At 72.9% G+C, this 12803-nt stretch carries 10 protein-coding genes; 2 read left to right on the top strand and 8 right to left on the bottom strand.

The window, feature by feature from the left end; translation table 11 throughout:
• Positions 1-101 precede the first annotated feature (101 nt).
• Positions 102-977, bottom strand: coding sequence for a sulfurtransferase (locus tag ACWCYO_RS27575; RefSeq protein ID WP_270143562.1), 876 nt, complete (start codon positions 975-977; stop codon positions 102-104).
• Between the two features lie 166 nt (positions 978-1143).
• Between ACWCYO_RS27575 and ACWCYO_RS27580 the strand changes: the two genes are divergently transcribed.
• Complete coding sequence (locus ACWCYO_RS27580) at positions 1144-1887, top strand: VOC family protein (RefSeq protein WP_449785704.1); 744 nt, start codon at positions 1144-1146, stop codon at positions 1885-1887.
• Here the strand turns inward: ACWCYO_RS27580 and ACWCYO_RS27585 are convergent.
• The 4 genes from ACWCYO_RS27585 to ACWCYO_RS27600 form a co-directional block, all read right to left on the bottom strand.
• Complete coding sequence (locus ACWCYO_RS27585; protein WP_449785693.1) at positions 1884-2537, bottom strand: thymidine kinase; 654 nt, start codon at positions 2535-2537, stop codon at positions 1884-1886. The genes ACWCYO_RS27580 and ACWCYO_RS27585 overlap by 4 nt on opposite strands.
• Positions 2538-2598: 61 nt before the next feature.
• Entirely contained in the window at positions 2599-3786 is a 1188-nt protein-coding gene (locus ACWCYO_RS27590; RefSeq protein ID WP_270143565.1) for an alkaline phosphatase family protein, read from the bottom strand.
• Between the two features lie 108 nt (positions 3787-3894).
• On the bottom strand, positions 3895-4494 hold the full coding sequence (locus ACWCYO_RS27595) for a DUF5998 family protein (RefSeq protein ID WP_270143566.1): 600 nt from the start codon (positions 4492-4494) through the stop codon (positions 3895-3897).
• Between the two features lie 92 nt (positions 4495-4586).
• On the bottom strand, positions 4587-7451 hold the full coding sequence (locus ACWCYO_RS27600; protein WP_449785694.1) for a bifunctional acetate--CoA ligase family protein/GNAT family N-acetyltransferase: 2865 nt from the start codon (positions 7449-7451) through the stop codon (positions 4587-4589).
• Between the two features lie 225 nt (positions 7452-7676).
• Between ACWCYO_RS27600 and ACWCYO_RS27605 the strand changes: the two genes are divergently transcribed.
• Positions 7677-7958: an HPr family phosphocarrier protein gene (locus ACWCYO_RS27605; protein ID WP_449785695.1), complete on the top strand. Its 282-nt coding sequence runs from the start codon at positions 7677-7679 to the stop codon at positions 7956-7958.
• Positions 7959-8272: 314 nt separating this feature from the next.
• Here ACWCYO_RS27605 and ACWCYO_RS27610 read toward each other — a convergent pair whose 3' ends face one another.
• From ACWCYO_RS27610 to ACWCYO_RS27620, 3 genes are all read right to left on the bottom strand, one after another.
• On the bottom strand, positions 8273-9466 hold the full coding sequence (locus ACWCYO_RS27610) for an RtcB family protein (protein ID WP_270143570.1): 1194 nt from the start codon (positions 9464-9466) through the stop codon (positions 8273-8275).
• Between the two features lie 335 nt (positions 9467-9801).
• Entirely contained in the window at positions 9802-11190 is a 1389-nt protein-coding gene (locus ACWCYO_RS27615; RefSeq protein ID WP_270143572.1) for a M16 family metallopeptidase, read from the bottom strand.
• Positions 11187-12524 (bottom strand): M16 family metallopeptidase, encoded by a 1338-nt coding sequence (locus tag ACWCYO_RS27620; protein WP_270143574.1) that lies wholly within the window; start codon positions 12522-12524, stop codon positions 11187-11189. Before ACWCYO_RS27620 ends, ACWCYO_RS27615 begins: the two co-directional genes overlap by 4 nt.
• Between the last annotated feature and the right edge of the window lie 279 nt (positions 12525-12803).

Consider the following 12803-nt stretch of genomic DNA (forward strand, 5'->3'; position numbering starts at 1 on the left):
CCAGGGGATCGAGACCCGACTGTTCTTCCAGCCGATGAGCCGTCAGCCGGGATACTTCGACCCCTCCTGGCCCGGCCTCACCCCTTCGACGTGTCCGGGGCTCAGCCCGGCTGGCCGGTCACCGCCACCGGGCGGCTCTCGTCGCTCGACCACTCGCTCCACGAACCCGGGTACAGCGTGGCGTCCAGGCCCGCCGCCTCCATCGCCAGGATCTGGTGCGCCGCCGTCACCCCCGAACCGCAGTACACCGCGGTCCTGCGCTCCCCCGCGCCGAACGCCCGGAACCGGGCCAGCAGTTCGGCGACCGGGCGGAACCGCCCGTCCGGGCGGAGGTTCTCGGAGGTCGGCGCCGACAGCGCGCCCGGGATGTGCCCGGCCCGCGGATCCACCGGCTCGGTCTCGCCCCGGTAGCGCTCCCCCGACCGGGCGTCCAGCAGCAGACCGCTGCGCGCCCACTCCGCGGCGCCGTCCGCGTCCACCGTCGGCAGCTGCCCCGGCACCGGCCTGAAGTCGCCCGCCGCCGGCTCCGGCAGCTCGGCCGTCACCGGCAGCCCGGCCGCCTGCCAGGCCGCGAAGCCGCCGTCCAGCACCCGGACGTCCCGATGCCCGGCCCAGCGCAGCAGCCACCAGGCCCGGGCCGCCGCCATCGAGGCCGCCCCGTCGTACACCACGACCGGGCGATCGGAGCTCACCCCGAAGCCGCGCATCGCCGCGCCGAACTCCTCGGGATCCGGCAGCGGGTGACGCCCGCCCCGGCCGGGGGCGCCGGGCGGGGCCGCGAGGTCCCGGTCCAGCTCGACGAAGTGGGCACCGGGCAGATGACCCGCCCGGTACTCCTCGGCCGCGGTCGGGCCGCCCGGTGCGGCACCGACCAACTGGTAGCGCACGTCCAGCAGTACCGGCGGACGCTCGGAGGCGAGCGCCTCCCGCAGCTCGGCCGCGGAGATCAGCGGGGAACCGTCGTTGAAGGTGGTCATGTCGGCCATTGTCGCGCAGCACGCCCGAACCACGGCTCTTTGTGCGCTCTTTGCCGGACTTTCCGCGCGGGTCGAGGGTTGGGCGCGCGCCAGGGTGGAAGCATCACCCTCGCGCGCGTGGACTTCCGTGCGCCAACCACGCGTGAGGAGGCCCGCATTGCCCGCGGTGGAACTCCGACTGGCCCAGGGCACGCCCTGCTGGGTCAGCCTGCTGACCCACGACCTGCCCGGCGCCCGCGCCTTCTACGGCGAGTTGCTCGGCTGGACGTACTCCCCCGGGCCCGGCCAACTCGGCGCCTACGTCCGGGCCGAGCTCGACGGCGCACCGGTCGCCGGACTCGGCGTCTCCACCGCCACCGGCTTCCCGGTGCAGTGGACCACCTACTTCGCCGTGGACGACGCCGACCGCACCGCCCAACTGGTGCGCGAGTGCGGCGGCACCGTCGCGGTCGGCCCGCTGCAGGCCGAACGGGCCGGACGGATGGCCATCGCCTCCGACGTCTCCGGCGCCGTCTTCGGGCTCTGGCAGGGCGAGGAGCACCTCGGCCGGGAGGCCGGCGCGGAGCCGGGCGGCCCCGCCTGGGCCGAACTGCTCACCCCGGACGCCGACGGCGCCGCCACCTTCTACGGCGCCGTGCTCGACCGGCCGGTGCGGCCCGCCCTCGGCGGATCCGCGCTGCTGGTGCACGGACGCCCGGTCGCGGGCATCCGCCACCACGCCGACCTGCGCGGCCACCCGCCGCGCTGGCGCACCCACTTCGCGGTCCAGGACGCCGCGCTGACCACCCGTCACGCCGTCGAGCTCGGCGGCCGCGTCCTGGTCGAGCCGCACGACACCGCCCGCGGCCGGGCCGCCCGACTGGCCGACCCGCAGGGCGGGCACTTCTCGGTGCTCGAAGCCGCTGCTTAGGCCTGCTCCTCGAACGGCAGCACGTCCGGGGAGAGCACCGAGGCGCGCGCGGTCGCGGCGGTCAGCCGGCGGCGGTGGTGGCGGCGGCACAGCACCTCGTAGCCGATCTCGTCCTCGCTCACCGTGATGTCGCCGATCACCACCTGGGCGCCCTCGACCACCATCACCCCGCCGACCGTACGGGCGTTGTGGGTCGCCCGCGCACCGCACCAGCACAGCGCCTCGACCTGCAGCACCTCCACCCGGTCGGCCAGCTCGATCAGCCGCTGCGAACCCGGGAACAGCCGGGTGCGGAAGTCGGTGGTGATGCCGAAGGTGAAGACGTCGATGTCCAGCTCGTCCACCACCCGGGCCAGCTGGTCGACCTGCTCGGCGGCGAAGAACTGGGCCTCGTCGCAGATCAGGTAGTCCACCCGGCCGCCGGCCGACAGCCGCTGCACCACGTGCGCGTGGAAGTCGAAGTCGTCGGTCACCTCGACCGCGTCGGCGCGCAGGCCCAGCCGGCTGGAGATGGTGGCCGCGCCGGCCCGGTCGTTGCGGGTCAGGATGACGCCCTGCCGACCGCGCGCGGTGTGGTTGTGGTCCATCTGCAGCGCCAGCGTCGACTTGCCGCAGTCCATCGTGCCCGAGAAGAACACCAGTTCAGCCATGGGTGGAGCAAAGGCCTTTCACATCAAGGGGTTTCGGGCACCGGGAAGTCAAGGATCCGGCTCAGCCGCGGACTTCGAGCAGCGGCACGAACTGCTCGACCGGGGTCATCGAGCCGTGCAGGCCGATCATCGCGGACTCGCCGGGCTCGTTGCGGGAGGCGACGATCGCGATGTCGTCGCGCGCCGCGGCGACCACGTCGCCGATCCGGTGGTACACCCGGTCGTCGACCTTCGGGCCGAACCAGCCCGCCGCGATCGCCTCGTCCCGGGTGGCCACCCACATCCGGTCACCCAGCACCTCGCTCCAGACCGTGTGCACGTCGGCCGCGGCGCCCGGCACGGCGTACACGTGCCGAGCCCGGCCCTCGCCGCCGAGCAGGGCGACGCCGGCGCCGAGCTCCCAGTCCTCGTCGAAGTCGATCCGGTCCTCCGGCGCGATGTCGATCATGCCGTGGTCCGCGGTCACGTACATCGCCGAGCGCGGCGGCAGCTGCTCGGCCAGCCGGCGGGCCAGCCGGTCCACCGCGTCCAGGGTCATCCGCCACTCGTCGGAGTCCACCCCGAAGCGGTGGCCCGCGCCGTCCAGCTCGCTGACGTAGGTGTACACCAGCGCCCGGTCGTGCTCGGCCAGCCAGGAGGCGGCCAGGTCCATCCGCTCCTCGCCGGTGGTGCGGCCCAGGAAGCTGCCGCCGGACAGCGCCACCTTGGTCAGCGGGGTCTGGGCGAACAGCGGGGAGGACACCTGGGCGGTCGCCACCCCCGCCCGGTGGGTCTGCTCGAAGACCGTCGGGTACGGCTGCCAGGCCTGCGGGTCGGTGTGCGGCTGCCAGCGCAGCTGGTTCATCAGGTAGTCGGCGCCCGGCACCGCCACGGTGTACCCGGCCAGGCCGTGCAGGCCCGGCGGCGTGCCGGTGCCGACCGAGGCCAGCGAGGTCGCGGTGGTGGACGGGAAGCCCGCGGTCAGCGGACGGCCGGTGCCGCCCAGCGAGCTCCCGGCCAGCGAGGACAGGAACGGCGCGTACTCGGGGTGGCGCAGCAGCAGCTCCCAGCCCAGGCCGTCCACCAGGAACACCACCGCCCGGTCGGCCGGGGCGATCGGCAGCGTCGCGGTGAACCCCGGGACGCCCAGGCCCGCCGCCACCGAGGGCAGCAGGTCGCAGAGCGAGCCGCTGCCGTACGGGGGCGCGGGGGCGGCGGCCGGGTCGAGGATCTCGAAGGCGTCGTAGCCGTCGGAGGGTGCGAAGGACATGGAACCGGATTCGTAGCGGTCGGAAACGCGGGCGGGAGCGCGAACGGGCGCGCGAGCGGGAACGCGAACGGAAACGGGGCGGGAACGCGGGCGGCAGCGGCCGGGGGCTCAGGCCCGCGGGCCGTTGTCGATCGTCGCGTCGGACAGCGCCCGGGCGAACACCAGCGCCTGGGCCACCGTCTCGGGGCCGTCACCGGCCTCGCTCACCCGCAGCGAGAGGTCGTCGGCCGTCGCCGAACCGGTGTAGCCGTGGTCCGCCTCGCAGTTCGGGTCCGAGCAGCCGGCCGGCTCCAGGTCGAGGCGCTGCACCGCACCCCAGCCGATCGTCAGCACCACCTCGCGCGGCAGCGTGCCGGGCGTGTAGGTCTCCGGGTTCGCCACCATCCGGCTCAGCACGACCGAGCCGATCCGGTCCAGCCGGACGCTCTCCGTCGAGGTCGTCGCGAACGGCACGGCGGGGCTGCCCGCGTCGCCCGACTGCTCATCGGTGTGGCTCACCACGAACCGGGTCGGGGTCAGCACCAGCACCGTCACGTGCCGGCGCACCTCGTTGGAGTCGAAGGTCGTCTCCTGGTGCACCAGGTAGGAGCTGATCGGCTCCGGGCCCACCGCGGACTCCACCGCCTCGGACACCAGGGCCGGGTAGTAGCCGCTGCGCTCGATCGCCGAGCGCAGGTCCTGAGTGGTGGTGGTACCGGTCTTCGCCATAACTCCATCCTGGCATGGTCCGCCGACGAAGCGGGCGGCACGGCGCCGAGCTTCGGACATCAGCGCCCACGGGCAGGCGCAACCAAGGAAGGTTACAGCGTGCTCATCGCGCGCGGGCCCAGATCGCTGCGGACGGGCAGCGGTGCGACCCGCACCCGCGCCCCCAGGATCGCCAGTCCGTGCGGGGCCACGACCACCGGTTCGAGGTCCACCGAAGCGATCTCCGGGAGGTCGTCCACCAGCCGCGACACCCGCAGCAGCAGTTCCTCCAGGGCGTCGGTGTCCACCGCCTCGGCGCCGCGCCAGCCGAACAGCAGCGGCGCCGCGCGCACCTCGCGGATCAGCCCGGCGACGTCCTGGTCCGTCGCCGGGACCAGGCGGTGGGCCACGTCGCCCAGCAGTTCGGCCGGGGCGCCGGCCAGGCCGAAGGACAGGATCGCGCCGACGGCCGGGTCGACCGTGGCGCCGATCACGGTGTCCACCCCGCGCGGGGCCAGCCGCTGCACCACCAGCTGGGCCTCCGCCGCGCCGCCGAGCAGGGCGTCCAGCTCCCGGTGGGCGCGGCGCAGGCCGGGTTCGCCGGTCAGGTCCAGGCGGACGCTGCCCAGGTCGGGCCGGTGACGCAGGTGCGGGGCCGTCGCCTTCAGGGCCACCGGGTAGCCGAGCTGTTCGGCGGCCCGGACGGCGCTCTCCTCGTCCGGGGCGGGCAGCGTGGGCGAGACGTCGATGCCGTAGCGGGCCAGCAGCACCCGGGCCTCGGTGTCCGGCAGGGTGATCCGGGCGCCACCGGGCTGGGTGAACGAGAAGGAACGGCGCGTAGCGCCTCGAACAAGGGTGGTGGTGGGCGAGGGGCGGGAGACCGCGGCCCGGGTGCTCAGCGCCGCCTCCACCAGGGCGCGGGCGCCGGGCTCGTCGATCCGGTCCAGCTCGGGGACGCGCGCCGTCTCCTCCGCCTCGGCGGTGCGGCGGCGCCACTCGGCGTAGTGCACGGCGTGCGCGAGGGCGTGCACGGCGCGCTCGGGCGCCGCGTAGGCCGGGATGCCACCGGGGCGCAGCCGGGGCGGCAGGTCGGTCAGCGCCAGGTGGGCCAGCACCAGGGGCTTGCCCAACTCCCGTGCGCGCTCGCCCGCTTCGAGCAGGGCGGTGGCGATCTCCGGGTCGTCCGAGCCCATCTCCGGGTCGTCCGGACCGGTCAGTCGGCCGCCCGTGAAGGCGTGGGCGGAGGTGCCGATCGGCGGGATGGCGACGGCGATCACCGCGTCCACGGCCGGATTGCTGAGCGCGACGTCCAGCGCGACCCGGAAGTTCTCGCCGGTGGCGGCGGTGGTGAGGTCGACGGGGGTGCGCGGGCGCAGCCCGGCGCTCAGGCAGGCGTCGTAGGTGAGCAGGCCGAGCGAGTCGGAGTTGCCGATCACGGCGACCCGGTCGCCGGGCGGCAGCGGCTGCTGGGCGAGCAGCTCACCGGTGTCGAACAGCTCGGTGATGGTCGCCACCCTGATCACCCCGGCCTGTTCGAACAGCGCGTCCACGGTGGCGTCGCGCAGGCCGGTGGCGGTGGCCGGGACGGCGTGGCCGGGCGGCAGGCTGCCGGTGTGCCGGGCGCCCTTGACCACCACCACGGGCTTGGCGGTGGCCAGGCGGCGGGCGATCCGGGTGAACTTGCGGGGGTTGCCGAAGGACTCCAGGTAGAGCAGCACCACCTCGGTGGCCTCGTCCTCGGCCCAGTACTGCAGGAAGTCGTTGCCGGAGACGTCCGCGCGGTTGCCGACCGAGGCGAAGGAGGAGACGCCGAGGCCGCGCCGGTGGGCGGACTCCAGCAGGGCCACGCCGATCGCCCCGGACTGGCAGAAGACCCCGAAGCCGCCGCGGTCGGGCAGGTGCGGGGCGAGCGAGGCGTTCAGCGGGCCGTCCGGGTCGGTGTTGATCAGACCGAAGGCGTTCGGGCCGATCACCCGCATCCCCGCCGCGCGGGCCTGGCGGACCAGGGCGCGCTGGCGGTCACGGCCCTCCGGGCCGGTCTCCGCGTAGCCGGCGGTGACCACCACCAGGCCCTGCACGCCGTGCGCGCCGCACTCGGCGACGGCCGCCGGGACGGCGCTCTCGGGGACGGCGATCACCGCGAGGTCGACCGGCCCGGGAATGTCCAGAATCGAACGGTGCACCGGGACGCCGTCCAGCTCGGTGCCGGGCGGGGCGCTGCGGTTCACCGCGTGGACGGCGCGGTCGGCCGGGCTGCTTCCCAGCAGGTCGCGCAGGATGGCCCGGCCGACGGTCTGCGGGTTGCGGGAGGCGCCGATCACGGCCACCGAGCGCGGGGTCAGCAGCCGCTGCACCGAGCGGGCCTCGGCACGGTGCTCGCGGGCGCGCATCACGGCGAGTGAGCGGTCGGTCTGTTCGAGGTCGAACTCCAGGTGCACCACGCCGTCGGCGAAGCTGCGGCGCTGGGTGTAGCCGGCGTCGGTGAAGACCTTCACCATCTTGCGGTTCTCCGGCAGCACCTCGGCCTGGAAACGGCGGATCCCGCGCTCCTGGGCGACCGCCGCGATGTGCTCCAGCAGTGCGGAGGCCACCCCGCGACCCTGGTGGGCGTCCTGGACCAGGAAGGCGACCTCGGCGTCCGTACCGTGTTCGGAGGGGCGGCCCTCGGCGTCGATCCGGTCGTAGCGGACGGTGGCGATGAAGTGGTCACGGACCACTACGGCGAGGCCGACCCGGTTCACGAAGTCGTGGTGGGTGAAGCGGCGGACGTCCTTGTCGGAGAGCCGCGGGTAGGGGGCGAAGAAGCGGAAGTACTTGGACTGGTCCGAGACCTGCTCGTAGAACTCCACCAGCCGTCCGGCGTCCTCGGGAGTGATCGGCCGGATCCGGGCCGTGCCGCCGTCGCGCAGCAGGACGTCGGCTTCCCAGTGCTGCGGATAGTCGGGTTGCGCGGGGTTCGCCACCGCGGGGTCTTCCACATTCGCCAGGTTATCCGGCGGCGGGCCGGATGGCGCCGGGCACGTGCCCACGGCAGATTGGACAGGGCCACTGGCCGGGTTATGCCCCGAAAAGAAACAATCACAACTCCCGAACGCGACGCCTCGCAGGGGTGATCTGCATGCAACACTGGTCTAGACAACACGGTCGTTTCCCCCGCTCCCCCGAGCACGGCCGTGACCAGCTTCACCGGAAAGGCACGTCTCATGGCCGAGCGCCGCGTCACCATCGGTTGGGCCGAGGGCCTGCACGCCCGTCCCGCCTCCGTCTTCGTCCGGGCCGTCACGGCCACCGGCGTGCCGATCACCATCGCCAAGCCGGGCGGCAACCCGGTCAACGCCGCCTCCATGCTCGGCCTCCTCGCCCTGGGCGCCCAGAGCGGCGAGGAGGTCATCCTCGCCTCCGAGGCCCCGGGCGCCGACGAGGCCCTCGACCGCCTCGCCAAGCTGGTCTCCGAAGGCCTCGACGAGCTCCCCGCGGCCGCCTGAGCCTCGCAGCGCACACGAAGCGCCCGGTAGTGCCCAGCACTACCCCGGCTGCATGGCGCTTCCACGAAAGAAGGCTGCGGCCGAGCAGGCAGCCGCGTGGGTCAGACCGCCCGACTGGAAGCGCATGCTCAAGCGCAGTTGGAGCAAGGCGGAGGATGACATCCTCCTGGCAGCAGCCAGCATTAGAGGAGCCGCAGAACAACTCGGCAGAACCGAGAAGAGCTGCGATATTCGCCGATGGCGCCTCAACGGCTGCCAACCGCGAAAGACAGCGTCCAAACTGAGGCCCCCGGAAAATCCGGGGGCCCCATTTGTCAACCCTTCACACAGACCACCTGCTTGAGGTGCGCGACGACCTCTACCAGGTCCTTCTGCTGCTCGATGACCTTCTCGATGTTCTTGTAGGCGCCCGGGATCTCGTCGACGACACCGCTGTCCTTGCGGCACTCGACGCCCTTGGTCTGCTCGGCCAGGTCGCGCGTGGTGAAGCGCTTCTTGGCGGCGTTGCGGCTCATCTTGCGGCCGGCGCCGTGCGAGGCGGAGTTGAACGCCGCCTCGTTGCCCAGGCCACGGACGATGTAGGAACCCGTCCCCATCGAACCCGGGATGATCCCCAAGTCGCCGGAGCCGGCCCGGATCGCGCCCTTGCGGGTCACCAACAGGTCGACGCCGTCGTAGCGCTCCTCCGCCACGTAGTTGTGGTGGCAGCTGATCACCTCGTCGAAGGTGACCTTCGCCTTGCCGAATTCGCGGCGCACGACGTCCTGGAAGAGCGCCATCATGACCGCGCGGTTGTTCTTGGCGTACTCCTGCGCCCAGAAGAGGTCCTGGCGGTAGTCCGCCATCTCCGGGGTCTTCGCGAGGAAGACCGCCAGATCCCGATCGACGAGCCCCTGGTTGTGTGACAGCGAGCGGGCGACGCCCATGTGGTGCTCCGCCAACTCCTTGCCGATGTTGCGCGATCCGGAATGCAACATCAACCAAACAGAATCGGTCTCATCTAGGCACACTTCTGAAAAGTGGTTGCCACTTCCGAGCGTTCCCATCTGCTGCATGGCACGTTCGCGACGCCATTTGACCGCTTCCGCCACCCCGTCGAAGCGCTGCCAGAAGTCGTCCCAGCCCGCCGCGCGGAAGCCGTGCAGCTTGGTCGGGTCGACCGGGTCGGTGTGGAGGCCGCGGCCGACCGGGATGGCCTGCTCGATCTTGGAGCGCAGGCCGGAGAGGTCGTCCGGGAGGTCCTTGGCAGTGAGGGAGGTCTTCACCGCGCTCATCCCGCAGCCGATGTCGACGCCGACCGCCGCCGGGCAGACCGCACCCTTCATGGCGATGACGGAGCCGACGGTCGCGCCCTTGCCCAGGTGGACGTCGGGCATCACGGCGAGGCCGTGCAGCCAGGGCAGCGAGCTGATGTTGCGCAGCTGCTGCAGGGCCGCGCCCTCGACCGTCGCCGGGTCGGTCCACATCCGGATCGGCACCCGGATTCCGGGCACTTCGGTGTACGTCATGGTTGAACGACCTCCAACGGTCGGTGGGTTCAGAGGAAAGGCATGCCGCGCGAAGAGAATCCCGGTGCGGCTCGGGGAAGTTCAGGAAACGGGTGCGCTCAGGCAGCCGGAGCGACGCAGGGGAGGTACGGCCTCGGGGAGCGCCGTCGTATGGCTTGCTCGACCCGCATGGTGACCGCCTCCCTTCCGTTCGTCGCAGTTCGCAGTTCGCACGTGCTGTGCGTCGTGGAACATCTATCCACGGAACCGGACGGGCCCGCAAGGGATTTAAAAACGCGTCCGGCCCGGCGGAGCGGAGGTGCTCCACCGGGCCGGACGGCGAACGACCGCAGGCGTCAGTTGACGACGGTGACCTCGCCGATGCCGAGCGCCCGCACGTCGTCCTCGATCTCGGCGGCGTCGCCGACCAGGACGGTGACCAGGCGGTCCGGCGGGAAGGCCGCGACCACGGCCTCGGTGGCCGCGGCGGTGGGCAGTTCGGCCAGCTGCCGGTAGACCTCGGCCTGGTAGTCGTCGGGGAGGTGCTGCTCGACCTGGTCGGCCAGGGTGCCGGCGACGGAGCCCGCGGTCTCGTACTTGAGCGGCGCGACGCCGACCAGGAACTGCACGGCCTCGTCGCGCTCGGCGTCGGTGAGGCCCCCGGCGGCGAGGTCGCGCAGGATGGTCCAGGTGTCGGCGAGCGCGGGGGCGGTGGAGGCGGTGTCCACCGAACCGCTGATGGCGAGCAGCGAGCGTCCGCTGCCGTCGGCGGCGGAGCGCAGCGGCTGGGCGAAGGCGCGGACGCCGTAGGTGTAGCCCTTCTCCTCGCGCAGGACGCGGTCGAGGCGGGAGGTGAGGGTGCCGCCGAGGCAGTAGGTGCCGAGGATCTGGGCGGCCCAGACCGGGTCGTGGCGGTCCGGGCCGATCCGGCCGATCAGCAGCTGGGTCTGGACGGAGCCGGGGCGGTCGACGATGAGGACGCGGCCGCGGTCGTCGCCGGTGACGGGGGCGTGGACGGAGGGTTCGGCGGCGGAGCCGGTCCAGGTGCCGAGGGTGCTCTCCAGCAGGGCCGGCAGGTCGACGCCGGTGAGGTCGCCGACCACCACGACGGTGGTGGTGGCGGGCCGCACGTGGGCGTCGTAGAAGGCCTTGACGGCGGCGCGGTCGATCGACTTGACGGTGTCGGCGGTGCCGCTGCGGGGCCGGGAGAGGCGGTCCGCGGCGTCGAAGAGTTCGGCGTAGAGGGCCTTGGCGGCGCGCCGGGCGGGGTTGGCCTGCTCGTGGACGATCTCGTCGAGCCGGTTGGCGACGAGGCGCTCGATCTCCTCGGCGGGGAGGGCGGGGGCGCGCAGGGCGTCGGCGAGCAGGGTGAGACCACGCTGGAGCCGGGAGGCGGGGACCTCCAGGGCGACCCGGATGCACGGGTGGTCGGCGTGGGCGTCGAGGGTGGCGCCGGCGCGCTCGAGTTCGCCGGCGAACTCCTCGGCGGTGAGGGTGTCGGTGCCCTCGTTGAAGGCGCGGGCGAGGATGGCGGCGACGCCGTCGAGGCCCTCGGGTTCGGCGGCGAGCGGGGCGTCGAGGAGGACCTCGACGGCGACCAACTGCTGGCCGGGCCGGTGGCAGTGCAGGACGGTGATGCCGTTGCCGAGGGCGGCGCGCTCGGGGGCGGGGAACGCCCACGGGCTGGGGGTGCCGGGCTGGGGCTGGGGGTGGAAGGTCATCGCGGGGACGTAGTCGGTGCTCATACGGCGGCACCCTCCTCTTCGGAAGCGGCGTCGGAAGCGTCGGCGGCGGTCGGCTCGTAGGCGAGGACGGCCCGGTTGTCGGGGTGGAGCCGGGCCTTGGCGACGGCCTGGACCTCTTCGGCGGTGACGTCGAGGACCTTGGGGAGGGCGTCGTTCAGCAGCTTGGGGTCGCCGAACAGGACGGCGTAGCGGCAGAGTTCGTCGGCGCGGCCGGCGACGGTGGTGAGCCGGTCGAGCCATTCGCGCTCGATCTGGGCCTGGGCGCGCTCGAGTTCCTCGGCGGTGGGGCCCTCGGCGGCGAAGCGGGCGAGCTCCTCGTCGACGGCGGCGTCGATCTGGGCGATGGTGGCGTCGCCGGAGGTCTTGACGTCGAGCCAGCCGAGGCTGGGGGCGCCGGCGAGGCGCAGCAGGCCGAAGCCGGCGGCGACGGCGGTGCGGTCGCGGCGGACGAGCCGGTTGTAGAGGCGGCTGGACTCGCCGCTGCCGAGGATGGTGAGGGCGAGGTCGGCGGCGTCGGCTTCCCGGGTGCCGTCGTGCGGCAGGCGGTAGGCGGCCATCAGGGCGCGGGAGGGGACGTCCTCGGTGAGGTTCTGGCGGACCTCCCGGCCGATGGTTTCGGGGAGTTCGCCGGAGCGCGGGGGCTGCTTGCCGTCGTGGGCGGGGATGGAGCCGAAGTACTTCTCGACCCAGGCGATGGTCTGCTCGGGGTCGATGTCGCCGACGATGGAGAGCACGGCGTTGTTGGGCGCGTAGTAGGTGCGGAAGAACGCGCGGGCGTCCTCGAGGGTGGCGGCGTCGAGGTCGGCCATGGAGCCGATGGGGGTGTGGTGGTACGGGTGGTCGTCGGGGAAGGAGAGCGCGGTGAGCTTCTCGAAGGCGGTGCCGTACGGGACGTTGTCGTAGCGCTGGCGGCGTTCGTTCTTGACGACGGCGCGCTGGTTCTCCATGGACGTCTCGTCGAGGGCGGCGAGCAGGGAGCCCATCCGGTCGGCCTCCAGCCAGAGGGCGAGCTCCAGCTGGTGGGCGGGCATGGTCTCGTAGTAGTTGGTGCGCTCGAAGCTGGTGGTGCCGTTGAGCGAGCCGCCGGCGCCCTGGACTAGTTCGAAGTGCCCGTTGTTGGAGACGTTGGCGGAGCCCTGGAACATCAGGTGCTCGAAGAGGTGGGCCAGGCCGGTGCGGCCCTTGACCTCGTGGCGGGAGCCGACGTCGTACCAGAGGCAGACCGCGGCGACCGGGGTGAGGCGGTCCTCGGAGAGGACGACGCGCAGGCCGTTGGCCAGGCGGTGCTCGGTGATGGCGATGCCTCGGCTGGAGGCGGGGGCCGGGTTGGCCATGCGCTCGGGTCCTTCCCGTCGTCGATGTCGGGGTTCGTGTGGCGTCCCCCATTGTGGTGCAACGCGTGGGGGGCGTGTTCGTGCCCGCGCGGAAGCGGCGTTCGCCAGGGGCGGAAGAGGGCCGCTGGCCGGGAGTGTCGGCGCGAGGGTCCACAATGGGGGCGCCGCGCCCTGTTGACCGCGCCCGGTTGACGGGTCGCGGCGGCAGGACGGTGAAGCAGGACGGCGACGCCCGTCCGACGATTTGACCGACGGCCGACGATCGACCGACGACACAGC

This window comes from Kitasatospora sp. NPDC001683, from assembly GCF_053596495.1.

What these genes read in the sequence shown, in the direction of transcription:
- ACWCYO_RS27575 (WP_270143562.1), bottom strand. Translation starts at nt 977, where the DNA reads ATGACCACCTTCAACGACGGTTCCCCGCTGATCTCCGCGGCCGAGCTG.
- ACWCYO_RS27585 (WP_449785693.1), bottom strand. Translation starts at nt 2,537, where the DNA reads ATGGCTGAACTGGTGTTCTTCTCGGGCACGATGGACTGCGGCAAGTCG.
- ACWCYO_RS27590 (WP_270143565.1), bottom strand. Translation starts at nt 3,786, where the DNA reads ATGTCCTTCGCACCCTCCGACGGCTACGACGCCTTCGAGATCCTCGAC.
- ACWCYO_RS27595 (WP_270143566.1), bottom strand. Translation starts at nt 4,494, where the DNA reads ATGGCGAAGACCGGTACCACCACCACTCAGGACCTGCGCTCGGCGATC.
- ACWCYO_RS27605 (WP_449785695.1), top strand. Translation starts at nt 7,677, where the DNA reads ATGGCCGAGCGCCGCGTCACCATCGGTTGGGCCGAGGGCCTGCACGCC.
- ACWCYO_RS27610 (WP_270143570.1), bottom strand. Translation starts at nt 9,466, where the DNA reads ATGACGTACACCGAAGTGCCCGGAATCCGGGTGCCGATCCGGATGTGG.
- ACWCYO_RS27615 (WP_270143572.1), bottom strand. Translation starts at nt 11,190, where the DNA reads ATGAGCACCGACTACGTCCCCGCGATGACCTTCCACCCCCAGCCCCAG.
- ACWCYO_RS27620 (WP_270143574.1), bottom strand. Translation starts at nt 12,524, where the DNA reads ATGGCCAACCCGGCCCCCGCCTCCAGCCGAGGCATCGCCATCACCGAG.